This window comes from Wandonia haliotis (genome assembly GCF_039523435.1).
Lineage (GTDB): Bacteria > Bacteroidota > Bacteroidia > Flavobacteriales_D > Crocinitomicaceae > Wandonia > Wandonia haliotis.
Map to the genome: position 1 here is coordinate 273,653 of NZ_BAAAFH010000022.1, position 26,866 is coordinate 300,518.

The 26,866-nt window shown below is 39.4% G+C and carries 19 protein-coding genes; 7 read left to right on the plus strand and 12 right to left on the minus strand.

The features are described 5' to 3' along the window. Positions 1 to 99 precede the first annotated feature (99 nt). Complete coding sequence (locus ABDZ97_RS13950; protein WP_343788890.1) at positions 100 to 1,011, plus strand: glycosyltransferase family 2 protein; 912 nt, start codon at positions 100 to 102, stop codon at positions 1,009 to 1,011. A 5-nt stretch (positions 1,012 to 1,016) separates the two neighbouring features. On the opposite strand, the gene ABDZ97_RS13955 is transcribed toward ABDZ97_RS13950, so the two are convergent. Genes ABDZ97_RS13955 through carB form a run of 6 tightly spaced genes read right to left on the minus strand, consistent with a single transcriptional unit; the run spans position 1,017 to position 9,693 of the window. Beyond that, entirely contained in the window at positions 1,017 to 2,027 is a 1,011-nt protein-coding gene (locus ABDZ97_RS13955; protein ID WP_343788893.1) for a glycosyltransferase family 2 protein, read from the minus strand. An 18-nt stretch (positions 2,028 to 2,045) separates the two neighbouring features. Beyond that, positions 2,046 to 2,777: an FkbM family methyltransferase gene (locus ABDZ97_RS13960; RefSeq protein ID WP_343788896.1), complete on the minus strand. Its 732-nt coding sequence runs from the start codon at positions 2,775 to 2,777 to the stop codon at positions 2,046 to 2,048. Between the two features lie 15 nt (positions 2,778 to 2,792). Continuing rightward, a complete protein-coding gene (locus ABDZ97_RS13965) occupies positions 2,793 to 5,834 on the minus strand; it encodes a YfhO family protein (RefSeq protein WP_343788899.1) in 3,042 nt (1,013 codons plus the stop codon). A 7-nt stretch (positions 5,835 to 5,841) separates the two neighbouring features. Beyond that, positions 5,842 to 6,615, minus strand: coding sequence for an FkbM family methyltransferase (locus ABDZ97_RS13970; protein WP_343788902.1), 774 nt, complete (start codon positions 6,613 to 6,615; stop codon positions 5,842 to 5,844). Position 6,616: 1 nt separating this feature from the next. Then, complete coding sequence (locus ABDZ97_RS13975; protein ID WP_343788905.1) at positions 6,617 to 6,877, minus strand: hypothetical protein; 261 nt, start codon at positions 6,875 to 6,877, stop codon at positions 6,617 to 6,619. Continuing rightward, entirely contained in the window at positions 6,877 to 9,693 is a 2,817-nt protein-coding gene (gene carB / locus ABDZ97_RS13980; protein WP_343788908.1) for a carbamoyl-phosphate synthase large subunit, read from the minus strand. Before carB ends, ABDZ97_RS13975 begins: the two co-directional genes overlap by 1 nt. A gap of 171 nt (positions 9,694 to 9,864) precedes the next feature. On the opposite strand from carB, the gene ABDZ97_RS13985 reads away from it, so the two are divergent. After that, complete coding sequence (locus ABDZ97_RS13985; protein WP_343788911.1) at positions 9,865 to 10,359, plus strand: phosphoribosyltransferase family protein; 495 nt, start codon at positions 9,865 to 9,867, stop codon at positions 10,357 to 10,359. Here the strand turns inward: ABDZ97_RS13985 and ABDZ97_RS13990 are convergent. The 5 genes from ABDZ97_RS13990 to hemB form a co-directional block, all read right to left on the minus strand. Then, the gene (locus ABDZ97_RS13990) at positions 10,347 to 10,865 is read right to left on the minus strand and encodes a shikimate kinase (RefSeq protein WP_343788914.1); all 519 of its coding nucleotides are present in this window, start codon (positions 10,863 to 10,865) and stop codon (positions 10,347 to 10,349) included. The genes ABDZ97_RS13985 and ABDZ97_RS13990 overlap by 13 nt on opposite strands. Positions 10,866 to 10,906: 41 nt before the next feature. Continuing rightward, entirely contained in the window at positions 10,907 to 11,515 is a 609-nt protein-coding gene (locus ABDZ97_RS13995) for a hypothetical protein (RefSeq protein WP_343788917.1), read from the minus strand. Beyond that, a complete protein-coding gene (locus tag ABDZ97_RS14000) occupies positions 11,515 to 12,159 on the minus strand; it encodes a hypothetical protein (protein ID WP_343788920.1) in 645 nt (214 codons plus the stop codon). Before ABDZ97_RS14000 ends, ABDZ97_RS13995 begins: the two co-directional genes overlap by 1 nt. Before the next feature lie 169 nt (positions 12,160 to 12,328). Then, positions 12,329 to 18,292 carry a T9SS type B sorting domain-containing protein gene (locus ABDZ97_RS14005; RefSeq protein ID WP_343788922.1) on the minus strand — a complete coding sequence of 1,988 codons (5,964 nt, stop codon included), beginning with the start codon at positions 18,290 to 18,292 and terminating at the stop codon, positions 12,329 to 12,331. A gap of 190 nt (positions 18,293 to 18,482) precedes the next feature. Further along, positions 18,483 to 19,457: a porphobilinogen synthase gene (gene hemB / locus ABDZ97_RS14010; RefSeq protein ID WP_343788925.1), complete on the minus strand. Its 975-nt coding sequence runs from the start codon at positions 19,455 to 19,457 to the stop codon at positions 18,483 to 18,485. Positions 19,458 to 19,722: 265 nt separating this feature from the next. Here hemB and ABDZ97_RS14015 point away from each other — a divergent pair, with 265 nt between their 5' ends. The 5 genes from ABDZ97_RS14015 to ABDZ97_RS14035 are packed head-to-tail and all read left to right on the plus strand — an operon-like array spanning position 19,723 to position 25,921. After that, entirely contained in the window at positions 19,723 to 20,625 is a 903-nt protein-coding gene (locus ABDZ97_RS14015) for a hypothetical protein (RefSeq protein ID WP_343788928.1), read from the plus strand. A 4-nt stretch (positions 20,626 to 20,629) separates the two neighbouring features. Then, the gene (locus ABDZ97_RS14020; RefSeq protein WP_343788931.1) at positions 20,630 to 21,061 is read left to right on the plus strand and encodes a hypothetical protein; all 432 of its coding nucleotides are present in this window, start codon (positions 20,630 to 20,632) and stop codon (positions 21,059 to 21,061) included. Between the two features lie 12 nt (positions 21,062 to 21,073). Next, positions 21,074 to 24,148 (plus strand): ATP-binding cassette domain-containing protein, encoded by a 3,075-nt coding sequence (locus tag ABDZ97_RS14025; protein ID WP_343788934.1) that lies wholly within the window; start codon positions 21,074 to 21,076, stop codon positions 24,146 to 24,148. Positions 24,149 to 24,198: 50 nt separating this feature from the next. After that, positions 24,199 to 24,930 (plus strand): 2-phosphosulfolactate phosphatase, encoded by a 732-nt coding sequence (locus tag ABDZ97_RS14030; protein ID WP_343788937.1) that lies wholly within the window; start codon positions 24,199 to 24,201, stop codon positions 24,928 to 24,930. Continuing rightward, positions 24,896 to 25,921 (plus strand): zinc dependent phospholipase C family protein, encoded by a 1,026-nt coding sequence (locus tag ABDZ97_RS14035; RefSeq protein ID WP_343788940.1) that lies wholly within the window; start codon positions 24,896 to 24,898, stop codon positions 25,919 to 25,921. Before ABDZ97_RS14030 ends, ABDZ97_RS14035 begins: the two co-directional genes overlap by 35 nt. On the opposite strand, the gene ABDZ97_RS14040 is transcribed toward ABDZ97_RS14035, so the two are convergent. Then, positions 25,922 to 26,701, minus strand: a complete 780-nt coding sequence (locus ABDZ97_RS14040) for a DUF481 domain-containing protein (protein ID WP_343788942.1) — start codon at positions 26,699 to 26,701, stop codon at positions 25,922 to 25,924. Between the last annotated feature and the right edge of the window lie 165 nt (positions 26,702 to 26,866).

Sequence of the window (26,866 nt, forward strand, 5' to 3'; positions counted from 1 at the left end):
TTTTCTTGTTTTGAGTTATCCGCTGGGAGCAGAATATTACCTACTCAGGTTCATCCGGTTTAATGTTACCTTATATTTGTGAGGAAAAGTAAGCTGGTAATGTATAAAATATCTGTTGCAATATGTACGTATAACAGGGAAAGATACCTCCCTCAGCTTTTCGAATCTATTCGGAAGCAAACTATTCCCAGAGAATACTTTGAGTTGATTCTTATCAACAATAACTCTCCCGGGAATACAAAAGAGCTATTTGAGAACTTTATCGCAGCAAACCCGGATATTCGATCAACCTACGCCGATGAGTTTAATCAGGGGCTATCCTTTGCTCGAAATACAGCCATTTCCAAGGCAACCTATCCCTTAATAACCTTCCTTGATGATGACGCCTTTATCTCTGAAAATTATCTGGAGGAGGTTATCAGGGCTTTTGAGACACATCCGGATATGCATGCTTTAGGAGGAAAAATACGTCTCCACTATGAATCCATTGTTCCTTCCTGGGAAAACAAATATCTCAACTCATTATTAGGTTATTTTAATAAAGGTGATAACTCTTTTTGGTTTACTTCTCGTGACTATCCCAGAGGGTCTAACATGGCTTTTAAGACGGATGTTTTTAAAAAAATCGGAGGGTTTGACACGAATCTTGGAAGAATCGGGAAAAAGATGACCGGAGGAGAAGAAAAAGAACTTTTCAACCGGATTTATGCTTCAAAACTCAATGTCTTTTACTCACCCGATGCTATTGTATATCATTGCGTCCCTGTCGAACGAACGACAAGCTCTTTCATCCGAAAACAAGCTATTGGAACAGGTATGAGTGAACGGCAACGCACTTTATCCCAAGGAATAATATCCTATGGTAAAAGATTAGTAATCGAAGCATTTAAATGGGGAGCCAGTTTTATTTTATGGGGCTATTATCTACTCTCTTTTCATCCCGCAAAGGGTACTATGATTTTAGCATTTCGATGGTGGGTATCGCTGGGACTTATCGGAAAAAAAATATAACTTTTTTATTTATACAACAGTAATTTTATCGCCTTAAATACAACCTCCGGATTATACCAGGTAAAAGGAATCCGTGTCAATTGAGTCAATCGTTTCGTCCGTATACATATCACCCACCAACGGCTCAATAATAAAGCATCTAAATCATTTTGGCGAAATAATTGTTTTGACTGGTTTTTCTTTGAAAGCTTAATCAACCATTTTTTAGCCTTTTTCAATAACTCCGGAGAAACGAGTTTTAATTGTTCCTTAGGTTGATAAGACATAAAATGTAATGTAAGATCTTCCCGTTGCAATTCTCCGGACAAGTGCTCTACAAACGGTAAAATATATTTCCCTCTATTCTCCAATTGAAATTCCGCATGCTGAACCGATATGTTTGTCGAATGCCAACGATATTTCAGTAAATATTCAGGAATATTAGCAAACTTATATTGCTCATTATTAGCTAAACGAATCCATAACTCAAGATCTTCACAATGCAAAGCCTCCTCTTTATATTTTTCGGTCTGTAAGGCCTCTCTTCTGATCATAACAGTCGGATGCAGGAAAGGAGTAGTAAATAACATATTTGCCCGAACGAGCTCATTGGTATCGATCCGTTTTACTCGTCCCGTTAAATCACTTCTATCATTCATGATACGTGCCCATGTTCCACACATAACATACTCCTGATTCTCTTCAAGAAAATTGACTTGTTTCTGAAAACGATCCGGCATACAGACATCATCTGCATCCATTCTCGCAATATATTTTCCCTGAGCTAACTCTATCCCTTTATTAAGCGTTCGTATAAGCCGGATATTTGTTTCGTTTTCTATATAGCGAATACGAAGGTCTTTGAACTCATTGATGATTTCTTTACTTTTATCCGTTGAACCATCATTCAATATAATAAGCTCAAAATCGATAAAAGTCTGATTCAATACACTTTGAATAGCTTCTTTCAGAAAACTTTCCGCATTATAAACGGGGAGAAGTACAGATATCGTTACAGTTTTTAAAGCTTGTTTCATACTAAAAAGATGTTACTCTCAAACTATGAATTCCCTTCGAACAAAAACGACCTTCTCTCCCTTACTCCACTCTCGCCAAATGCTCTTGTCAATAGCATTATACACTGCTTCTGAGCAACCTTTTCTCATCCTGTCATGGAGTTCTAATACAATTATATTTACTTTGTTCAGCCACTTTTTACTATTTGTAGAGAATAATTCTTTCTCCGCTCCTTCAATATCTATTTTCAAAATATCTATCCTATCAAAATCAGAATCTTCCAGCAACTTACTAACTGTGACCGACCGGATATCGTACTCTTCTCCCTCCTCAACCCTCTCCAGCGTAAAAGCCCATTTTTCTTTTTTTACATCAGCAATTTTCAGTAGTGCATTCTCCGACCATAGTCCTGCCTGAATACATTCAATGTTTGAATTATCAACCGTATTCTGATTCAAAACTTTAAAATTAGATGACTCAGGTTCTACAGCTATAATTTTTGCGTTAGGATATGTTTTTGAATAATAAAGGGCTGACAAACCAGTATAAGCTCCTGCATCAATAATGAAATCAGGATCAATATCCACAGGTAGTTTAAACTCCCCAAATAAAAATATATCCCTGAAAACATAATGATCTGAGGTTCCTCTCCTTATAATTAGTTTCTTAAACTTAAACCTGTATATACCTATAAGCAAGTTAGTAACTGCAGCTAATATTCCTTCTACAACGGGTCGTGGTACTATTTTCTTTGTTAATTTCGTCATCATTTTTTGGTCAAAAGATTACTCTTCTGACTCTACTTTTTTTCTTCTTCTGTTAAGAATTTCATATACCAGACCTGCTAACAGTAATAGGTATACCAAAGAAGAACCTATTCTTGCAAATAAAACTCCCTTTTCGTAGGTACCTGTATTCACCTCAAATTCGATTGTATGTTTACCCGCCGGGATCTTCAATCCTCGTAACACGTAGTTAACACGAATGTGTTCTACTTCTTTTCCATCAATTTTCGCAGTCCAACCTAGTGGGTAGTAAATTTCTGAAAAAACAGCCAACTGTTCTTCGTCAGATTCAAACTCATAGGTAATCTTATTTAGTGTTCGGTCTTTCAGTTCAATTTTACCTTTTCCTGAAAATTCCGTTTTTCCAATAGCACTTTCATTGTCTGCATTAACGATCGTCATTTTTGACGGATCAAAATTATAATCGACAATTAGTTTTAGAACAGATGTAAATGAATCTGTTGTATCCTGCTCAACGGCTCCCGCATTTACCCACTCTATGGTTCCATTTGTATCTGTCACCAGATAAGCTGTAGTTGCCACAGCCAATCCATCGGGCCATTGCACCAAAATAGAGTCCTGATCTTTTGATACAACTATGTCTTCTCTACCATACACCTGGGCTTTTTCCTTTTGCTCATCATTAACAGATAGCTTCCACCCGGACTGCGATTCAATAGAGTAGATTTTCCCCAACTTTAAGATCTCTTCATCTTCATCTTCAGCAATGACTACCGATCGGGTTAACCACACATTCCCCATTGCACCAGCATTTCTCCGGGCTGCGGGACCTTGTTCAGTACCCTGTATAATATACTTTGTATTCAGCATATTCAGAACCTGTCTGTCATAGGGAATATAATCAAATTCAAATAAGTTCTGATATCGTCTCAACTTAGCTCCGTGGTACCCCCCAACGGATTCGTGCCAATAGGACGCTCTCGAAGAAGATGAAACAGGGTCTGTAACATCTGCCACACGAAAATTAGTACTTTCATTGTATACCCGAAAACGCTCTCTTTGTATGTAATTATTGGTTGCTGTTCTAGAATAATCATTTTCTTTCGCAAAACGTAACGCTGCCTCACCGGCTTTATCAATCTCTGCTCTTAATTCAGGATTGGCTGCCATTTCTACCTCCAGAATCTGTATATCCGCCTCTTTTGGAGATAAGGGATAACGTTTTTCTTCAACTTTCTGCCACTGGTTGTATATTTTTTCTCCTCTTCGTTCTTCCCCTTCAGTATTTAAATATTTCAGGTCAAGATTAATCAGATCCACTACCATTACAACACAAATCACGCCTATAGGAATTATCGCCTTAACAGAAGGCACGAATAATAAAATCAGAATCATTCCTATCCCTAACAACATCAAGCCAAATGAGCGAAATGCATCCGATGTGAAAATAGAAGCCCGAAAAGCTCCTAATTCCGGCATATTACTTTCATAAGCATCAGCTTGCTGTTTCACTACCGCCTGAATAAACAATTCTACTTGTTGCGGATCATTTGGGTTTTGTACACCATATTGAACCAATTGTTCTTTAGGGATTCGTTTTACCTGTTCTCTTACCTCTGCTCCGATATACAATTCAGGGTCACTCATCTTATTCATTTCAGCCTGAGAGTATAGCCCTGTCGAAGATGGTGAGGCAATTAAAAACAACATAAAAGCAACTACAACGGATGAAATGAGTACGAATTTCTTTCTTTGTTCGGCTATCTCTCCTCTGTTTTTATACAGTTGGTGTAAAAATAGAATAGCCAAAATAGGCATACACAGTTCAAGAATAACAAGAATAATAGTAACAGCTCTAAACTTGGAATACATTGGGAAATAGTCCAAAAAGAAATCCGTAAACCACATCATATTCTTTCCCCAGGATAAGAACAGTGTGAGTATTGTAACAACTAATAAAGGCCATTTAATTGCTGATTTGATAAAAAACAGACCTACTATCGCTAATAAAAACACCAGTGCACCAACATACACAGGACCACTCGTAAAAGGCTGATCCCCCCAGTATTGTGAATTTTGTGCAATAAACTCTTTCGCTTCTCGACGAAACTCAGCTGTTTTTAAATTTTCTGAAAATTCTCCGTTACCAATGGCAATACTATGTCCTCCTTTTGCATAAGGGATTAAAAATGTAAGTGATTCAGATTTACCATAACTCCATTGAGTTACATAATCCCGGTCCAAACCGTCCGCAGTCGAATTGGCATCATTTTCCCGTAAGTCAGGAGCTATTGTCAGATTATTCTTACCTCTTATTGTTTCATTCGCATACTCCTGAGTCACCATGATATTAGCAGCACTCGACATTATTGCCAACCCGTAAGCAACTATTACTCCAGCTGAAGCGATAAAAAGGCGCTTATAACTTTTAGACTTTATTGCCCGGACTACTTCCAAAACTCCCAAACCAATTAGTAAGAAGCCTAAATAATAAGTGATTTGTAAGTGATTCGATCCGATTTCCAGCATCATAAAAAATGCAGAAAGTAAAACGCCCCAAATCAAATTTCTTCGATACGCCATTATAAACGCCCCAACAACAGGAGCCATAAACGCAATAGCATACGCTTTTGTAACGTGCCCTGCTTCAATAATAATCAGGAAGTAAGATGAAAAACCAAAAGCCAGAGCTCCTGCAGCAGAAATCCAGGGATTAATTCGAAGTACCAACCCTAAGAAAAAGAACCCTATAAAATAGAGGAATAAAATATTAACAGGGTGCGGTAGCCCTAACCCTATTACCTTTCGAAGAGGATCAATATCATTCCCTAACTCATAAGCTGTAATTTGGATAGAAGGCATTCCTCCAAACATACTATTAGTCCACAAGGGTTCCTCATCCGGATTTTTCTCATGGAATGCATTCAGGTCATTTGACATACCTCTGTAATTCACAACATCGGCCTGTTTTACATCGTATCCGTCAAAAGCCGGACTAAAATATAAGGACGATACGACCAAAAAGATTAACACAGGCACTACATAAGGAATACTGCTCTTTAAAATTCGGCTAAACGACATATTTCTTCTATTTACAAATCAAATCACTTCCGAATTGCTGCATCTTTTCTTCAGTAAGAAAATAAAAGTCCTGATCGATGCTCTGCAATTCATCTTCAGTAATCGGCTTCAGTTTATTTTGGTCTAATATAAAGGCTTTATACGAAATAGACGTAAGAAGTTTGTACGAAATACTTCTGTTTTCTCTTCCTGACAATTCTATTTGTATTACCGGAAGATGGGTTCTCAGGGTAGACTCGATTTCTCTGAGAACAAATTGCTCATACCCTTCCACATCTATCTTGACGAAATCCAGTTGCTTCAGATCAGAAAAGATAGCATCTCCCCGTTCCATTTCTACATCAAAACTAAGAGCGGACTGTCCTACATTATCTCCTGTATCTACTTTGGTAAGTCCATGTCGGACTACTCCATCCCGAACAGGAATTGACATTTTCACCTGTTTCTTTTCCTCTCCTAAAGCGATGTTGTATAAGGAAACTTTTTTTCGGGAAGGTAAAATATTTGATTTCCAAATAGCAGCAAAAAGAGGAATGGGCTCTACTGCATGTAAAGCCCCTCCCTCAATATTTCGTAAAATTCTATTTGAATAGTATCCTAAATTGGCTCCTATATCCAAGCATACCCAATTCGGTTGTACTAATCGGTCTATAAAAAAAAGTTCAGGATATGATTTTTTCAGAAAACCCAGATTCGTAAGAGACAAATAGACTTTACTGATTAATTTCAGATAAGCTTTTATCCCTATTAACCGGACCAGCAGTTTTCGTATCCATTTCATATTAATCCTTTACTTCTTCGTAATCAACATAATCTCCTTCATCCCGAGAATGTTCTTTTTTCCCAAGAATCTTGACTCTCCCTTTGTTTTTCTCCACTTCTTTTTTGGCTTTTTCAAAGCGTTGCCTTTTGCTTTCGAAATCAGCGGCTTCAGCCTGACTTCTTTTTGCAGTAAGCAATTGATTAATAAAACGAAGAACAACAATTACCCCAATGACAATCAGTACCGTCCGGACAACTCCTGTGAAACTGGCCTCTACCATTACTTACTCAGATAAAGGTTTCTTTCGGAATAAATTTTCACAAAGAAAGGGTCTTTCAGATTCTTAATGAAACGAATTGCCTCTCCGGTGGATTTCATTTCCGGACCTAACTCCTTATTTACATTCGGGAATTTTTCAAATGAGAATACCGGGATTTTAATTGCGTATCCATCTGTCTTGGGTTCAAAAGTAAAGTCTTTCACTTTTTTATCTCCCAACATCACCTTTGTCGCATAGTTCACATACGGTTCGTCGTATGCTTTTGCAATAAACGGGACTGTTCTGGATGCTCTTGGATTCGCTTCTATGACATATACTTTGTCATTCTTGATGGCAAACTGGATATTAATTAACCCTACCGTCTCAAGTGCCACAGCTACCTTTCTGGTAATATCTTCTATTTGCTGCATCACAAAATCTCCCAGATTGTAAGGAGGCAATACGGCATATGAATCTCCAGAATGGATTCCCGCAGGTTCGATATGCTGCATCACACCAATAATGTGAACATCTTTTCCATCACAAATAGCATCTGCTTCCGCTTCAATCGCACCTCCAAGGAAGTGATCCAAAAGAATCTGGTTGTCCGGCATATCCCGAAGGATCTCTACCACATGATGCTCCAACTCCTCTTTGTTAATCACAATTTTCATCTTTTGTCCACCCAATACATAAGACGGACGAACAAGAAGCGGAAAACCAAGTTGATCGGATAACTCAAGTGCCTGTTCAGCACTTTCTACTACTCCGAACTCCGGATAAGGGATATTCAGTTCTTTTAACAGTCCTGAGAATCGCCCTCTGTCTTCAGCAAGATCCAGTGCTTTATAAGAAGTTCCAAAAATCCTGATGCCGTATCGCTCTAGTTTTTCAGCCAGTTTCAATGCTGTCTGACCTCCCAACTGAACAATAACTCCCTCAGGCTTTTCGTGTTGAATAATATCGTAAATATGCTCCCAGAAAACCGGCTCGAAATATAATTTATCTGCCGTATCAAAATCCGTTGAAACCGTCTCCGGGTTACAATTGATCATAATGGTTTCATAACCTGCTTCTTTAGCAGCCAGAACCCCGTGCACACAACTGTAATCAAATTCAATTCCCTGACCAATTCGGTTCGGTCCTGATCCGAGTACCACTACTTTTTTACGATCTGAAACAACTGATTCGTTTTCATACTCGAAAGTAGAATAATAATAAGGCGTCTCTGCTTCAAATTCAGCAGCACAGGTGTCTACCAGTTTGTATACACGTTTGATACCAAATTCTTTTCTTTTGGCATGTACTTCAGATTCCAGACAACGCAACAAATGAGCTACCTGTCTGTCAGCATATCCTTTTTGTTTGGCTTCGAATAATAATTCTTTAGGAATACTTGTAAGCGAATGCTTTTCTATGCTACGCTCCAACTTGATCAAATCTTCAATCTGACGCAGGAACCAAACATCTATTTTTGTTTTCTCGAATATCGTCTTGAAAGGAATTCCTAGTTTAACCGCATCATAGATATGAAACAATCGGTTCCATGATGGATTCTCCAGAGAGTGCAAAATTGCATCCTGATCTCTCAATTCTTTTCCGTCAGCCCCCAAACCATTTCGGTTGATTTCAAGTGACTGACATGCTTTTTGAAGAGCTTCCTGAAAAGAACGTCCGATTCCCATTACCTCTCCCACTGATTTCATTTGGAAACCAAGTCTTCGGTCCGATCCCGGGAATTTATCAAAATTCCAACGAGGAATCTTTACAATCACATAGTCCAACGTCGGTTCAAAAAGAGCCGATGTAGTCTTTGTAATCTGGTTTTTCAATTCATCCAGGTGATATCCTATCGCTAATTTTGCGGCAATCTTTGCAATCGGATATCCTGTTGCTTTAGATGCAAGAGCTGAAGAACGGGAAACTCTTGGGTTAATCTCAATTGCTATGATATCTTCTTTTTCGTCCGGAGAAACAGCGAACTGAACATTGCAACCTCCTGCGAAATTACCGATAGAGCGCATCATTTTGATTGCCATATCCCGCATACGCTGAAAAGTCGTATCCGAAAGTGTCATTGCAGGAGCGACCGTAATAGAATCTCCCGTATGTACTCCCATCGGATCAAAGTTCTCGATAGAACAAATAATCACAACGTTATCATTTGCATCCCGCAAGAGCTCAAGCTCATATTCTTTCCAGCCAATAACAGCTTTGTCAATCAATACTTCGTGGATCGGAGACGTATGCAAACCTACCGTAAGTGCAGCATCAAAATCTTCTTTATGATACACTACAGATCCTCCACTACCTCCAAGTGTGAATGAAGGACGAATCACCAACGGAATTCCCAGTTCCTGCATTACCTCTTTTCCTTCCAGAAAGGATCTCGCTGTCTTAGAAGGTGCACATCCCACACCGATTTTTTCCATCAGTGCACGAAACTCTTCTCTATCCTCTGTAATATTGATCGCATCAATATCTACTCCGATGATACGAACACCGAATTCCTCCCAGATTCCGAGTTCATCACATTTTATACAAAGATTAAGTGCTGTTTGTCCCCCCATAGTTGGAAGCACCGCATCAATCTTGTGCTTTTCAAGAATAGACCTGATACTTTCAGGCTCCAAAGGCTGCAGGTACACATTATCCGCTACAACTTTATCAGTCATAATAGTCGCCGGATTAGAGTTGATAAGAGTCACCTCTATCCCCTCTTCTCTCAGAGATCTTGCGGCTTGTGAGCCTGAGTAATCAAATTCGCATGCTTGTCCGATGACGATGGGTCCACTTCCGATTATTAGGACCGATTTAATGCTAGTATCTTTTGGCATAAATAAAGAATCGTTTGCGTGTTTAAACAGAACACAATAAATCGGATGCGAATTTAAGGAGAAAAAATGGAACTCACAGGATGTTTTTTGAACAAATACAATTCCTATCCCAACAGCCTTGTCCGACTCCCCGTTCAAAAAAAGAATTTATATTTGCTAAAAATTAGTGCGATGGAGAATACGATTTTGAACAAACAACAAATTGAACAGAAGATTGTACGTATTGCTCATGAGATTGTAGAAAACACTTTTTCGCACAACCGGATTTTTATTGCCGGAATTTCAGGTAACGGGATGATTCTTGCCGAAAAAATTGCTACCATCGTAAAAACGGTAGCCGATCAGCAGGTTGAACTGGTCACAATTACACTCGATAAAGAAGCCCCTTTATCTCATCCTGTGAAGCTATCCTGCCCATCAGATGATTTAACCCATTCGGTTGTCATTCTTGTTGATGATGTGATCAACTCCGGAAGAACAATGCAGTATGCACTTATGAAAATACTGGAAACTCCAGTGGATTTTATAAAAACGGTAACTCTGGTAGATCGAACCCACAGACGTTATCCTATCCGGGCCGATTTTGTCGGAATCACACTTACGACAACACTAAAGGATCGTGTTGAAGTCACTTTTGAAAACGAAGCACGTGCTTACCTCGTATAAGTTCTGATTAATTCAACAATTTTTCCGGGATGTATCTCATTCCCGCTGACAATAAGATGTGCCTGTTCATAAAAAGGAGACCGTACTCGCATCATTTCTGCAATGTACTCTTTCAGTTCCTGTTCACTTTTCTCACGAATTAATGGCCGTGTTTTTTTAGCATGTATCAACCGATTTACCAACTGTCCAACAGGATGCTTAAGATAAACTACTATCCCCAGACTCTTCATTTGATCCATATTGTTATTAAAACAAGGAAGTCCGCCACCAACGCTCACTATACCAGAAGAATTTCGGTCAAGACTCTCTAAAAAAAGTGTTTCCTGTCCCCGAAAAAAGGACTCTCCTTTTTCGTCAAAGATTTGATTAACGGTCATTGCGTGTCTCTTCTCCAACTCCTGATCCGAATCCTGAAAGGGAAGTCCCATTTTTGCAGCCACTTTTTTTGCAACAGATGTTTTCCCTGCCCCCATAAAACCAACAAAAAAGATATACCCCTCCTCCATACTATTCGAATTTGTGGCAAAATAATCAATTTTACTTCAATTTAGATTTTGATTCTTGTTAGAACTAGCCTCAGTAAAAGAAAAGGAGTTATGATAAGTACTGATCCCCATAAATTGTCTGGCGTAAAAATGTCCGGATAACGAAATACAACAAAAAACAGAATAAATGCACTTAATATGATCGAGATATGTAACACAATCATATTTACCGTAAATATACCCGAACTCATCAATACAGGTTTATTGGTCCAATGTCTATATAAGCGCTCTAGCAAGACAAATGAAAGGTTCAGATTAAAAAACCAATTGTGAAAAAATAATACTTCCAAATTGGTTATCAAAAGTTTTTGATTTTGCCAGTTAGCTATAAAACCAAAAAACACAACAATAAAAACAAAGTAGATACCCAAAACGAATAGTGAACGAGAAATAGGAGTTGTTGTACTTTCTTCCGATGTAAAAATCGCCTGTGGATTCCTTTTATAAAAAAGCCGATCTACACTAATAATCGCTGCTTCATTCCACCAAAAGAAATACAGAATGTAAAAAATCGTAACCTCTCCCTGATACACCCCCAAAACCGTAAATAGAGTAAACACCCAGGCATCTATCCTGTCACGAATTTTACCCGAAAAAATCGTACTTATCACTATCTTTCCATCATACGGGGAGAAAACTGTATTTCTACTTGCAATGCATTATCAACAAAATACTTTTCCCGGGTTATTACTTCTTTAATCACCTCCATACTTTCCTCCGTCCTGATCCGATCTACCTTACTTATTTCGCTTGTCAAAACCAAATGGTCTTCGATCTCTTCTATTCGTGTCGTTTCGCTAAAATCATGTACAAAGTAGCGATCGTTCCGATCATAATACCTACTGGAAGCTTGCCCCACCACCAACACTTTGGTGTGATCACCTGCGAACAAAATCAGTTCATAATGTCCTTCCAATCCTCCATCAGCAGGATTTCGAACTACTGCATACACTAAAAGCCCTTTTACTACAGATACTTCTACTTTCCCAACAGAATAATAACGTACTCCTTTTTCAAAACCTGTATACTTTTCAGAAAAAAGGGTCGTCACCTCATTCATTGGCAGAGTTGGATTCGCTTCAAACTCGAGCTCAACACCATAACGGTCATCATATCCAGCTACCGGAAAGTAATCCAGCGGAGTATCAAAAGGTAATTCCAGAAAGGAAAAATGATCTTTCAAAGCGGTATAATCTCCTTGTCCAAAGGTTATATTCCCCAGAAAAAATAATACTACAGCAGATAAATATTTCATGCGAAAAAGGTACTCTATTTATTCTTCAAAAATAGACTCTCTTTAAGAGATTTACAATAGGGCGAACACCTTATATTTTAAGCTATCGCGGAACTATGGAACACTCTTCTATTTAACAAAAAAGTCCGGTAATTAACCGGACTTTTTCATCTGTTTTAATCTATTTTCATTAGCGAAGTAGTGTAACGTGTCCTATTTGTTCAACTCGTTGGGCATTTTGAAGATCTCCCACCATAATTTTCCAGATGTACACACCATCTTCCACATCTACGCCTCCATAGGTACCATTCCATCCCACTTCTGTATTGTGTGATTCAAATAGAACTTCTCCCCACCGGTTAAAAATTAACAACGTATAATCATACGGATCATACCCTGAATAAAAGACCGGCATAAACACCTCATTTACTCCTTTTCCATCAGGCGTAAAGGCATTTGGCACATAAAAAATCAATTCATTACCAATTGTTACCGGCATTGTTATTGAATCTACACAACCGTATGCTGAAGTAGCCACTAAAGTCACAAGATATTCTCCGGGACCGTGATCAGGAAAAAGGTGTTGTACATTCTCTAAATTTGAATCTTCAGACCCATCCCCAAAACTCCACTGATACGCTTCTGCTCCGGAAGAGAGGTTCGTGAAATATACAGATGGAGTAATAAATGAAGGATCTTTTGGTGTAGAACTAAAATTTGGATTTGGTAGAGGTTCTACACAAATATAGTCACTCACCATTTGGGTTGTCACACACCCAAATGAACTTATCGCCTCAACTTCTGCATCTATACATCCCAACCAATTTGCAGTGATCGTTCCAGGAGCACAAGAAGAACTTGTCAAACCATTAGAGAATGTCCATAGTACCGTATTATCCGAATCTGTTGCACACGAAATCTCTACCTCATCTCCCAAACAAACTCTCTGAGGGGTCGACAACGAAATTTCAGGTACAGGGTGAGCATCTAAAATAATGTTATCACTGACCTGACAACCATTCGCATCAAAGATAGTCACATCATATTGTCCTACTCCCAAACCGGACAATGAGGAGTTATTCCCGGGAGGATTATGCCAGACGATTGTGTACGTAGGTGTTCCTCCGCCAAAAACAACCTCTATCGTTCCATCCTCATTATTGTCGCAACTAACCGGCATTCCAAAGTAATCCGTCAATGTATTTATATCTGTAAAAAGAGGTCCCGGATCACTTAGGACTACCGTAGATGTTGACTGGCACCCATTAGCATCCGTAACCACAACCGTATAAGTTCCTGCTCCTAAACCGGAAACACTTTGTGTATTCCCTACATTTTGCCCTCCGGCATCTATCCACACATAAGTAAACGGTCCCGTACCACCCGCAACGACAACTGTTGCAGAACCATCAGTTGCATTATAGCAACTAATATCCTGACCATTATAATCAGAAGTTACGGTACTATTCGCTTGCAACTCTTCCGGCTCTTCTACGGTCACCTGATCTGTAAACTGACACCCATTAGCATCGGTAATCAATACTGTATACAGACCTTCCTCAAGCCCCGAAACTGCCGGTGCATTACCCACCAATACATTACTGGAATTTGTCCATTCATAAGTATAAGGGGCAACTCCTCCTGAAGGAGCACTTGCTACACCTCCGTCAGAAGCTCCAAAACAAGATATATTTTCTCCGTTATAATTTGTTGTCACCTGGGAAACCGTATTTAAAGGAGCGGGAGATTGTACTGTTACGGCTGTAGAAGTCGTACAACCATTCTGATCCATTACTGTTACAGTATACACCCCTGCGCTTAAATTTCCTGCATTAGGTAATGTGCTCACTACATTTCCTGTTGCATCTGTCCAGGTATAAACATACCCCGGAGTTCCCCCGTTAACTGTAGCCATCACCACACCATCCGACGCTCCTGCACAACTTATATCTTCTCCATTATAATCTGAAATAACCTGAGCTGAAACAGTAATAGCAGGAGGCTCCGATAAAGTTATTGCTCCAGGTAATGTACACCCGTTAACATCAGTAATCACAACAGAATAAGTTCCCGCCGGAACACCAGAAAGGTCTTCCGTTACAGCCCCATTATCCCATGAATAAGTATACCCGGGAGTACCTCCGTTGACTGACAAATCGACACTTCCATCGCTGGCTCCATTACACGAGACATTCCAGCCACCAGTAAAAATTGTAGCTGTCATTGTTTCTGTTATTACCGGAGGTTCAGTTAATGATACTGAAGAAATAATAACACAACCATTCGCATCCGTTACGGTTACATTATAAGTTCCTGCCGAAACACCGGAGAGATCTTCTGTACCAGCTCCATTATCCCAAACATACGTGTAACCAGGTGTACCGCCTCCTATCGTTAAATCTACCGAACCATCACTCGCACCATTACATGAAACATTCCAGCCCCCCGGAAATACTGCCGCAGTGCTATTCTCTGTTAACATTGGTGGTTCTGTAAGTGTAATCGATGAAGTAATAACACAACCGTTAGCATCTGTTACAGTCACTGTATACGTTCCTGCGGACACTCCCGAAAGATCTTCTGTAATAGCTCCATTACTCCAAGCATACGTATAACCAGGTGTACCGCCTCCTATTGTCAAATCTACCGAACCGTCACTCGCGCCATTACATGAAACATTCCAACCTCCAGCATAAGTTGCTGCTGTGGCATTTTCCGTAAGCACCGGCGGCTCAGTTAGTGTTATAGAAGAAGTAACTGTACAACCATTCGCATCCGTTGCTGTTACCGTGTAAGTTCCTGCTCCAACATTAGACAGATCTTCCGTTGTTGCACCATTGTTCCAAACATAAGTATATCCGGGCGTACCACCTCCTATTGTTAAATCTACCGAACCGTCACTCGCACCATTACACGAAACATTCCAACCTCCGGCATAAGTTACTGCAGTGACATTTTCCGTAAGCACCGGCGGCTCAGTTAGTGTTATAGAAGAAGTAACCATACAACCATTTGCATCGGTTGCTGTTACCGTGTAAGTTCCTGCGCTAACATTAGACAGATCTTCCATTGTTGCACCATTGTTCCAAACATACGTATATCCGGGCGTACCGCCTCCTATTGTTAAATCTACAGAACCATCACTCGCGCCATTACACGAAACATTCCAACCTCCAGCATAAGTGGCTGCAGTAGCATTTTCCGTAAGCACCGGTGGTTCAGTAAGTACAATTGATGTTTCGTACTCACAACCGTTCGCATCTGTTACGGTTACCGTATAGGTTCCCGCAGGTACTCCGGAAACATCCTCGGTAGTAGCTCCCGTATTCCATAAGTAAGTATACGGTGCAGCACCATTGAAAGGAGTTAAATCAATACTCCCATCACTGGCTCCGTTACACGAAACGTTCCAACCACCAACATAGGTTCCTGCACTTATATTTGCAGAAACAGCATCCGGAGAAATTAAAGAGATCTCATCTGTAATTACACAACCATTCGCATCCGTTACAGTTACCAAATAATTTCCAACACCAAGTCCAGAAAGGTCTTCTGTCACCTCTCCATTACTCCAACTATACGTATAAGGTAATGTACCACCTGTGACAGTTAAATCAATAAAACCATCATCTACACACCCTGATGTGTTTCCACCTCCCGCATAAACAGATGGAGTTAACGAGCTAGTCAGTACAGGTGGCTCAGTAAGTATAATAGAAGTTGAAATTACACATCCGTTAGCATCTGTTACGGTTACGTTATACGTTCCCGCTCCGACATTGGAAAGATCTTCCGTTGTTGCACCATTACTCCATGTGTATGTATAAGGTGGTGTTCCACCTCCTATAACCAAATCAACAGCCCCGTCAGTAGCTCCATTACAAGATACATTCCAACCACCGGCATAGGTTATAGCACTTACTGATTCTGTCAGAACCGGCGGTTCTTGCAATGTTATTGAAGAAGGTATTGTACATCCGTTCGCATCTGTTACTACAACTGAATAGGTACCTGCCGGAATTGAATTAATATCTTCTGTTACAGCTCCATTACTCCAGGCATACGTATATCCGGGAGTTCCACCTGCAACTGTAAGATTTATTGCACCGTTGCTCGCTCCATTACAAGTTATATTCCAGCCACCTCCATAAGTTGTCGCAGAAATTCCTTCTGAAAGTACTGGTGGCTCCGTAAGCGTTATAGAGGAATTGATCACACAACCATTCGCATCCGTTACGGACACATTATATGTTCCCGCAGAAATCCCAGAAAGATCTTCCGTCACATCTCCATTATCCCAAGAATAGGTATAATCGGGAGTACCTCCTCCAATTACCAGATCAACCGATCCGTCATTCGCCCCATTACAGGAAACATTCCAACCTCCGGCATACGTTATCGCACTAGCACCTTCTGTCATCACAGGCGGCTCAGTAAGTGTAATAGCGGTTGAAATTACACATCCGTTAGCATCTGTTGCAGTTACGCTATACGTTCCCGCTCCGACATTGGAAAGATCTTCCGTTGTTGCACCATTACTCCACGCGTATGTATAAGGTGGTGTTCCACCTCCTATAACCAAATCAACAGCCCCGTCAGTAGCTCCATTACAAGATACATTCCAACCACCGGTATAGGTTATGGCACTTACTGATTCTGTCAGAACCGGTGGCTGTATAATATCAGCCTGTGTGGCGTATTCACATCCGTAAACGTCTGTAACTACAACGGAATAAGTCCCTATCCCTAATCCCGAAATATCTTCGGTGGTTTCTCCTCCTGACCAAACAAACGAATATGGCGATGCACCACCAGTAATTGTCATATCTATAGCACCATCTGACAGTCCAAAACAAGAAACATCTGTCACATCCAATACTACATTTGAATCAAACTGAGACAGAGTAATTGTAATAGCATCCTGATCCCCCGGACAAGTCAAATTATTAGTTGTACTTAATGTAAGTGTTACTGATCCGGCAGCAATTTCTGCTGCACTTGGAATGTATTGCAAATCAAGGCTTGTATCTCCGTTTACATAGGTTCCTGTTCCTCCACTCCAGATTCCGGTTGTAACACCTGTTACCACTCCATTTAATTGGAGAGTAGGAGCAGGTGTTCCACAAACTGTAAAATCAGTCCCCGCATCTGCTGTTATCGGATTACTAAACTGTGTAACTGTGATCGTAGATACAGCTGCCGGACAACCTGTAGCATCTGAAATTTCAACGGTATAATTTCCGGGAGTTGTCGCAAAAATATCCTGTGTTGTTGCACCATTATTTGACGGACCATACCACACATAGGAATAAGGCGCTGTTCCTCCTATCGGAACAGCACTGAGGTTAACTCCTGCCGCCCCAAAACAGATTGCAGGATCATCCGGATTGATATCCGCAAATAATGTAGGGTATATAAATACGCTCACCGTATCACAAAATGATCCAACGCTACAACTTCCCAACACATCTCCACATACTTCGTACTGGATTTCCGATGGGAAACCAGGTTGTGGCGTTACGACAACAGTTTCTTCTCCTGTATAAGTAACACCAGTAGCACCTGCGTTTGACCCTCCCAGATTATTTAGATAACCATTATAGTCTCCCGGAGCCCCCGGAAAAATAGAGTTCCATGTAATTGTCATTGGTTCAAGCCCGGATATACTCAATGTATCAGCACAACCGTCTGCCGTAATCACATCTCCTGAACTAACAGGACCTGGAACTGAAGTAATTGAATACGTATTAGTGTTGTTTCCGACTTTACAATAAGAAATCAAATGCGGACCAGCTCCATCCAAACAAATTGGTGCAGATCCTGAAGCCACAGGCACATCCTGACAATTGATCTGGTAATACAGTGATCCTCCCGGATTAGCCCCGGATTCCACAGCAAATATTATTCCTTCAGCGGCAGGATCTAATGTGATTGACAATTCTATACAATTCACCTGATTTGTACCTCCCCCACAACAAGAGCCATTTCTTGTCACTGCCGGACTTACCCACACTCCATCAGGGTCTCCTGATAAGTCAACTGTAAAAAACGGAGTATCACCGGAACAATTAACCTGGCTGAACAAACCAGAAGAAAAAAGTATTATCCCTACTAACGTTACCCCTACTTTTAAGGGTAAAAGTATCTTTTCCATAGGCCTTTATTTAGGGTATATTTCATACCCTCTTTGGCATATTTACGGAAAAACGGTCTGCTTAGTTGCCAAAAAGTGTGTTTCTCACCAATTATTTCGACTAATTAACAGATTACATAGTTAAAGTTATATATCTAAAACTGTCAAAACTTACCGAAACAAACTGTTTACGAAACACTTACTCTCATGTTCATTTCTTTACAAATTCAGCAAAATCCTTTGCAAAATAGGTTAAAATTCCGTCTGCCCCTGCTCTTCTCATACTCAGAAGCATTTCTGCTACCACGCGCTCATAATCTAACCATCCGTTTTGAGCTGCCGCATAAACCATTGCACATTCTCCTGAAACATTATAAGCAGTAACCGGTAATGTAAAATTCTCTTTGAGAAGATGAATAATATCCAAATAACATAATGCAGGCTTCACCATTAACATATCTGCCCCTTCTGAAAGATCTAGCTCGGCTTCACGTAGTGCTTCTGTTTTATTAGCCGGGTCCATCTGGTATGTTTTCTTATCTCCCGATTTTGGAGCCGAATCAAGCGCATCGCGAAACGGATTATAGAATGCACTTGCATATTTGGCAGTATAACTCATAATACTAACATCCGTATATCCTGCATTATCCAAATGATCACGAATAAACCCAACTCTTCCATCCATCATATCTGAAGGTCCTATTATATCGACCCCAGCCTGAGCCTGAGCAAGAGACATTTTAGCTAAAACAGGAAGTGTTTCATCATTTAGAATTTTGTCTCCTTCCACTATTCCGTCATGCCCATCACTACTATAGGGATCCATCGCCACATCACTCATAATCACCACTTCCGGAAATGCCTCTTTTACTTTTCGGATTGCATCAAGATAAAAGTTCTCTTCTGCAAAACTGTAAGACGCCATTTTATCCTTCAGCTCCTCTCTTACAGCAGGAAACAGATCAAACTTATTGATTCCTAACTTAATGCAAGACTCTATCTCTGGCAACAAACGATCGGTACTCCAACGAAAATTATTCGGCAATGATTTCACTTCTTCCTTAATATTATTTCCCTCTACAAGAAACATTGGATAAATCAGATGTGCAGGCGATAAATAGGTTTCAGCAACCATATCCCGTATTGCCGCCATTTTTCGATTTCTTCGTGGTCTGGATAACATCATTTTTTTGTTTTTTGATCTGTAAAGTTACCAAATAGATTTTGTCTGTAGTAAGATTCCCGGAAGCAAAAAAACCGATCTATGCGCTTCTTTATTTAATTCCTCCTGTCTAATGAGATTAAAAAATGATAAACGAATAAAAAAAACGAACCAAACTTCTTTTTTCGTAGATTAATACTTCTCTTTTGACAAAAGAAAAATACTCAGAAAACCTATTCTTTATAATAGTTTTCATAATTTAGCTGATTGAATAATGAACAGTACTATCATGAGATTACAATCTGTAGTTTTTCTTTCTTTGGGAGTTGTATCTTCTTTCCTTATCAGCTCCTGCAATGACGACCGTAAATCAACTGATAATGAACCACAAGAGTTAAAAACACATGTGGTTGATTCAACCAGTGCTATTAACGCCGAATTTGAAGGTAAAATATTTTCAATTCCATCTCCGGTTCAAACGGCTATTTTATTAAAACAAGCCAGCGGAAGCTTCAATGCTGAGCTGATTAATCCGGCTGAAAATGCAGATAAATATTCCACTACTTATAGTCGTGCTTTAAATTTAGGTGTTTATGGAGCCGATCTGGGCTATGCTACGTTATTCGGACAGCAAAAAGAGAGCATGAATTATCTGAAAGCATTGCAAACACTTGCGGACGGGTTATCAATAGCGGGAGCATTTGACAAAAGTTTTGCTGAGCGGTTTGAACGAAATATGAATCAGCAGGATTCTCTTCTTATTATTGTACAGGATGCCTACAGAACAGGAGACAACTTTCTGAAAAACAACAAGCAGAAAGATATTTCCTCACTTATTCTTGCCGGCGGCTGGATTGAGTCAATGTATTTTGCCTGTCAACTCAATGCGTTACAATCAAATCCTCAGATTATTGAACGAATCGGAGAGCAGAAACAAAGTCTTGAAACCCTGCTTTCTATTTTATCAGGGTATAATACAGACAACATGAACGATGCCTTGCTTAATGACCTTAATGAAATCAATGACCTGTTCAAAGAAGTTCAGTTCTCTTACACATTCAGAGAACCTGTTACAGACGCATCCAACCATATAACAACTTTGAATCATGATTCATCCGTTATTATGTCAGATGAATTGGTCGTTGCTATTACAGAAAAAATTAGTGCTTTGAGAAACAACATTATCGGATAATATTATGAACAAGTTAGGTTTATTCTTTTTCACTCTTTCTATTCTTTTCTTTTCCTATTCATATTCTCAGGATTGTGACAGCATAGTAAAGATTTGCGAAAACCAGTTGCGAAATGACACCAACGGATCACTTTTCGTTTCTGACGGACAGGTATACCAGGCATTTATTAATGACGAAATTGCAGAATTCAAAACTACTTTTTTCGGCGGGACTACTTACCGGATTGTAGCTTCAGCCGGATCTGCTGATAATTATGTCATTTTCACCGTTTACGACCCTGAGAATCGCGTGCTTTTTACGAATAAAGATCATAAAAATGCTCCCTATTGGGATTTCAAAGTAAACAGTACTATTCCTGTAAAAATTGAAACGCAGCTTGATATGGATAAAAAAGTATCCGGATGCGCTATTATGTTGATCGGTTTTAAAAAATAAATAACCTCCGAAATGAGTGAACGAATACTAAAGGCTCTGATGCAGCTCTTTGCCATCATTGCGAAAGTAGAAGTTGACGAAAACGGAGAGTTAAATTTTAAAAAGAATTCCAAAGAACGTTCGATCGTTGAGTTATTTCTCAAACAGGAACTCAATCCCGAACAAGTCAAATCCTACCTTAAAAGGTACGACGATTTCCTGTTACAGCATCATAATTCAAAAAAGAGAAAAGACGGGAAACAGAAACGAACTTCTGTAAATTCCGTCAAAATTCTTCGAATCTGTGCTCAGATAAACAGTGAACTTACGCAAAAGCAACGAATTATTGTTTTAGTGCGTATCCTGGAGTTTATTTATGTAAAAAAGAATCCTACCGAACAAGATATTGAATTTGCCAGAACTGTTTCTGACAGCTTTAATATTGATGAAGAGGAATTTGAAAGTATCTTCAACTTTATACGTTCAGACAAAAAATCCGTAGCTTCTTCGCAAGATCTCAACCTGCTTCTTATTAGCTCAGAGCGTCCCGAATCTGCTTATCGTTTTTTACAGGCAGAAGGGATAGAAGGTGAAATCTGGGTACTCCGTATCAGTTCTGTTAACTTTCATTTTTTCAAATACCTGGGAAAGGATGAAATTTACCTGAACGGGCAGTTGATATCCAATGACAGACATCATATTCTCAATCAGGGATCCAGCATTCGCTCCAACAGGATGCAAACGATATATTACAGCGATATATTAAGTGTCTTTCTTTCCGATGAGAATCATGAAAAGTTTGTTTTCAAAGCAGACAATGTAGTATACCGGTTCTCCAGAAATTCATACGGTGTTCGGGATCTCAACCTTGAAGAAGAAAGCGGAAAGCTGATCGGGATTATGGGAGCATCCGGTTCAGGAAAATCGACCTTACTCAATATTCTTAATGGGAACCTCGCACCGACAAAAGGTTTTGTTTCTATCAACGGAATTGACATCCACAATGAGAAAGACAAAATCAGAGGTGTTATCGGTTATGTATCGCAAGATGATCTATTAATAGAGGAACTGACGGTTTTTCAGAACCTGTATTTTAACGCCCAACTTTCTTTCGGGAAAACCAATAAACGATTAATTGCCCGCAAAGTATTATCCCTGCTTACTGTTTTGGGACTTTACGAAGTAAAGGATTTAAAGGTAGGAAGTCCACTGGAAAAAACAATTTCCGGAGGACAGCGTAAACGGCTAAACATAGCACTTGAGTTAATCCGTGAACCGGCAGTACTTTTTGTTGATGAGCCTACTTCCGGGCTGTCTTCCCGGGATTCGGAAAACATCATGGATTTATTAAAGGAACTTACCTTAAAGGGTAAACTTGTTTTTGTTGTTATTCATCAACCTTCTTCTGATATTTTCAAAATGTTCGACCAACTTCTCATTATGGATCAGGGAGGATATCCGATCTACCAGGGAAATCCGGTTGATGCAGTTATCTATTTTAAAGAAGCTATAGATCATGCCAACAGTCAGGAAAGTGAGTGTAGAACCTGTGGTAATGTTAATCCCGAACAAATTTTCAATATCATAGAATCGAGAGTTGTTGATGAGTATGGAAATCAGACTCCTGTTCGCAAAACACCTCCGGAATCCTGGTACAAACTATATAAGGAACACCTTTCTGAAAATAAATCGCAGCAGGAAACAACTCTGGAAACAACAGCTCCTAAAAGTCAATTTGAAATTCCTGGAAAGTGGAAACAGTTTTTACTTTTCTACAAAAGAGATATCCTTGCTAAGCTTACGAATCGTCAATATGTTCTGATTAATTTACTGGAAGCACCTGTACTTGCTTTAATTCTTGCTTTTTTTGTCAAGTTTTTTGCAGGAGAATCATATAGTTTTGAGAAAAACAGTAATATTCCGCAGTACCTGTTCATATCTGTAATTATTGCTTTATTTATTGGGTTAACAGTTGCTGCCGAAGAAATTATAAAAGACCGAAAAATCAAAAAAAGGGAAACATTTCTGAATCTTTCAAGAGGAAGTTACCTTTTTTCAAAAATCTCTATTCTCTTTGGAATTTCCGCAATTCAGGCACTTCTTTTTGTTTTGGTTGGAAATTCTATTTTGGAAATAAAAGGTTTGTGGTTGCCTTACTGGTTTACCTTTTTTACAGTTGCCTGTTTTGCAAATCTTGCAGGATTAAATATTTCCGCAGGATTTAATTCAGCTAAAGTAATTTACATCCTGATTCCTCTTATCATCATTCCTCAACTTCTCTTTAGTGGGGCAATTGTAAAATTTGACAAACTACATCCTGTTTTTGGAAAGGAAAGTGGCGTCCCCGGTATTGGAAACCTGATGGCCTCACGATGGGGGTATGAAGCGTTGGCTGTTGTCCAATTTAAAAACAATACCTTCCAGCAATTAACGTACGAACTTGAAAAACAGAAAAGCTTTCACGAATGGAAAAGAGATTTCTACATTCCTGAATTAATTCGGATAACGGATCAGGTTATCCTGAAAGGAACAATCTCTTCGTCTGACTCTTCTCTTTTTTCAAAAGAGTTGCAACAGGAACTTAGTAACTGGTCAGATATCCCAAATAGCGAAGGTTTTGAACTAGCAACACTTTCTTCTGATCCGAAAAAAGTATCACGTTTATACCAAACAAAAGAACTACTGACAGACATAAAGAACTATCACAATATCCAACTTCGAAATATTAACCGACAACTTGATAGCGTAGTCATGAGTTATCCTCCTGACCAATATGCAAAAATAAAAAGGACATACTTCAACACCGCATTATACGACCTAATGACAAATCGGGACGAGCTGGATAAACTGGTTTTAAAAAATGGGGCTATCATTCAAAAACACGACCCTGTTTTCAGGGACTCTGATGCAGCTTTTTTTTCAGCACATTTCTTTGCTCCACGTAAACAGATAGCAGGAAGAACCGTTTCAACGTTTGGGGCGAATATGGTTGTTATCTGGTTCATGACAATTATACTATTCATTATGCTTTATTATAACCTGCTCCGTCGTCTTATCGTATCCGGAAACAGACTGCGAAAAACAGTTTCTCTGAGAAAAAGGGCTTAATTTCATCCTAATTCCTAAATTCGCAACTCGTTTTACTTTAAGAAATTTAAATGGACACCAGAAAACATATAGAAGTCTGCTTTTCACCTTATCTATTTCCCTTACACAAAGAGGAATATGAAATAGTAGTAGTTATTGACGTGCTTCGTGCAACATCTGCTATCTGTGCAGCCTTTGACAATGGTGTCAAAGCAGTTATTCCTGTCGCAACTATCGAAGAAGCCCGTTCTTATCAGGAACAGGGGTACCTTGTCGGGGCTGAGCGCGGGGGACAGATTGTTGAAGGTTTTGACTTCGGTAACTCACCGTATAGTTATATGAATGATGATCTGAAAGATCAGGAGGTCGTTCTTTCAACAACAAATGGAACTAAAGCTATTGACCTGGCCAAAGATGCTGAAACAGTAGTTATTGGTTCTCTATTAAATCTGGATGCTCTCTGCGAATGGCTTGTTGAACAGGATAAGAATATATTATGTCTTTGTTCAGGATGGCAAAACAAGTTCAACCTTGAAGATACAATCTGCGCCGGAGCAATTACAGAACACCTTATCAATACAGGAAAGTTTAAATCCGACGAAGATTCTTCAATTGCCGCAAAATATTTGTATCTTTCTGCGAAGGACAACTACATGGGATATCTGAAATCCAGTTCTCACAGAAGACGTTTGAAGAACCTGAACCTGAATGAGGATATCAAGTATTGTCTGACACCCAATCAATCGTCGGTAATACCTGTGCTGAAAGATGGTAAACTTGTCAACATTAAAAATAGTAAGTAGTTTTCTGCTGGTAACTGTTACCATTGCTTTTTCTTTTCCTTCCGCTCAACCCGAAAAAGTTAATCACCTCAACTGGGGATTTTATGGTCATAAGCGTATTAACCGAATGGCTGTATTTACGCTTCCTCCTGAATTGTTTGGTTTTTATAAGGAGCATATCGAATACATTACCGAACATGCTGTAGATCCGGATAAACGAAGATATGCTGTAGAAGGAGAAGCTCCCAGACATTATATTGATATTGATCATTACGCCAAAGAAGGCGAAGATCCTTTTGCCATCGTTCCTCGTTTCTGGAAAGATGCCGTTTCAAAATTTTCTGAAGACACACTACAAACCTATGGAATTGTTCCCTGGTACATCGAGGTTATGGTCAATAAACTCACCCGGGCCTTTGAATCTAAAAACGTAGACCTTATTTTAAAATATTCTGCGGATTTAGGACACTATGTAGGAGATGCCCATGTTCCTCTTCATACAACCGAGAATTATAATGGTCAATTAACCAATCAGAAAGGCATACACGGACTATGGGAGTCCCGACTACCCGAGTTAATGGCTGACAATTACGATTACTTTGTTGGAAAAGCCCGTTACCATAAGAATATCAACACATTCGCATGGGAGGCTGTTCAAGCCTCCCATATTGCAGTAGATTCCGTATTAAAAATAGAAAAAGAATTAACTGAAGAACTTGCTACAGATGCCAAATACTCTTTTGAAACAAGAGGAGCCAGTACCGTTCGTACATATTCACGTGATTTCTCTACCGTCTATCATGAACGCCTGAATGGAATGGTCGAACGAAGGTTTCGCGCAGCAATTATTGGTGTGGGATCTATGTGGTATACAGCCTGGGTAAATGCTGGGCAACCGGACCTCACTGAACTTCTTCATGTCCGTCCGTCAGAAGAATTACTCCGAGAACAGGAACAGCTTGATCTGGATGTAAAACAAGGAAAAGCAAAAGGACGAATTTGTGATCACTGATTATTTCTTGCCGAACTTGTATTTCAGAGAATTCCTTGCCGAGAAAAAAGTAGTCTGCAATCCTTCCGGAGGATGTGTATCGTAAAAGACGGCAAATGCAACTTTGAAAAGTAGTTTCTCCGTAATTGGAATCTCATAACTTGCCTGAGATGAAATCCTGAAATCAGTAAGTCGTGCAATATCCGGCTGAATATAGGCTACCAATTCAAAAGCCGACTTTGACGAAAAAGGGACATTGAATGAGACAATGGAATTGAGCCGGTGATGACGATTAATTTTCCCACCCATTTCCTCTTCGTATTCCGGCATGTAATGTACACCTGTATAAAGCTGTAAAGAATCTTTTTTGGTTTCAAAAACCTTAAACAACATTCCTATTCCTGCAAGGTATCTGGCTTTTAATCGCGTATTATGATTGTACTGCCCCTGAACAAAGGATTCAAAAATATAGTGTTCCTTTATTTTATATCCGTACCTAAAATGTTGAAAGCCATCATTAACAGGAGTTGTTTTATTCACAACAGTCAGGTTTAATGAATTGACAGATAATACGGAATGATTTTTTTTCGCATACTGCAACTGCGAAGCATTAGAAGTATTAAAGATAAAATTAACCGCCTGAGTAAAGTTTAGCCCCACATCAATATTCCCTGAAAATCCTTCATTTCGCTGACTAAACCGTGAATTTTCAATATGCACTATTGACTGAGAAGATACGTATAATGAAAGGAAAAACACAATCCCTGTCACAACTCCTCTTTTTGCCCCATTCAGCTTCATAATCGGCAAAGTTAGAAATAGAAGAATGAAACTCCTCTCAAATTGCAGAAGAAAATAACTGTTTATTCAATAGAGCTTAATGCTTTTTTAACACTAATTTATAAACTAGTTTATATTAACATCTATAAAAAACACATAAAACACTGATAAACAATACACTAAACC

Excerpts from the sequence above, each read along its gene's own strand:
- ABDZ97_RS13950 (WP_343788890.1), top strand. The coding sequence starts at position 100 with ATGTATAAAATATCTGTTGCAATATGTACGTATAACAGGGAAAGATAC.
- ABDZ97_RS13955 (WP_343788893.1), bottom strand. The coding sequence starts at position 2,027 with ATGAAACAAGCTTTAAAAACTGTAACGATATCTGTACTTCTCCCCGTT.
- ABDZ97_RS13960 (WP_343788896.1), bottom strand. The coding sequence starts at position 2,777 with ATGATGACGAAATTAACAAAGAAAATAGTACCACGACCCGTTGTAGAA.
- ABDZ97_RS13965 (WP_343788899.1), bottom strand. The coding sequence starts at position 5,834 with ATGTCGTTTAGCCGAATTTTAAAGAGCAGTATTCCTTATGTAGTGCCT.
- ABDZ97_RS13970 (WP_343788902.1), bottom strand. The coding sequence starts at position 6,615 with ATGAAATGGATACGAAAACTGCTGGTCCGGTTAATAGGGATAAAAGCT.
- ABDZ97_RS13975 (WP_343788905.1), bottom strand. The coding sequence starts at position 6,877 with ATGGTAGAGGCCAGTTTCACAGGAGTTGTCCGGACGGTACTGATTGTC.
- carB (WP_343788908.1), bottom strand. The coding sequence starts at position 9,693 with ATGCCAAAAGATACTAGCATTAAATCGGTCCTAATAATCGGAAGTGGA.
- ABDZ97_RS13985 (WP_343788911.1), top strand. The coding sequence starts at position 9,865 with ATGGAGAATACGATTTTGAACAAACAACAAATTGAACAGAAGATTGTA.
- ABDZ97_RS13990 (WP_343788914.1), bottom strand. The coding sequence starts at position 10,865 with ATGGAGGAGGGGTATATCTTTTTTGTTGGTTTTATGGGGGCAGGGAAA.
- ABDZ97_RS14000 (WP_343788920.1), bottom strand. The coding sequence starts at position 12,159 with ATGAAATATTTATCTGCTGTAGTATTATTTTTTCTGGGGAATATAACC.
- ABDZ97_RS14005 (WP_343788922.1), bottom strand. The coding sequence starts at position 18,292 with ATGGAAAAGATACTTTTACCCTTAAAAGTAGGGGTAACGTTAGTAGGG.
- hemB (WP_343788925.1), bottom strand. The coding sequence starts at position 19,457 with ATGATGTTATCCAGACCACGAAGAAATCGAAAAATGGCGGCAATACGG.
- ABDZ97_RS14015 (WP_343788928.1), top strand. The coding sequence starts at position 19,723 with ATGAGATTACAATCTGTAGTTTTTCTTTCTTTGGGAGTTGTATCTTCT.
- ABDZ97_RS14020 (WP_343788931.1), top strand. The coding sequence starts at position 20,630 with ATGAACAAGTTAGGTTTATTCTTTTTCACTCTTTCTATTCTTTTCTTT.
- ABDZ97_RS14025 (WP_343788934.1), top strand. The coding sequence starts at position 21,074 with ATGAGTGAACGAATACTAAAGGCTCTGATGCAGCTCTTTGCCATCATT.
- ABDZ97_RS14030 (WP_343788937.1), top strand. The coding sequence starts at position 24,199 with ATGGACACCAGAAAACATATAGAAGTCTGCTTTTCACCTTATCTATTT.
- ABDZ97_RS14035 (WP_343788940.1), top strand. The coding sequence starts at position 24,896 with ATGGTAAACTTGTCAACATTAAAAATAGTAAGTAGTTTTCTGCTGGTA.
- ABDZ97_RS14040 (WP_343788942.1), bottom strand. The coding sequence starts at position 26,701 with ATGAAGCTGAATGGGGCAAAAAGAGGAGTTGTGACAGGGATTGTGTTT.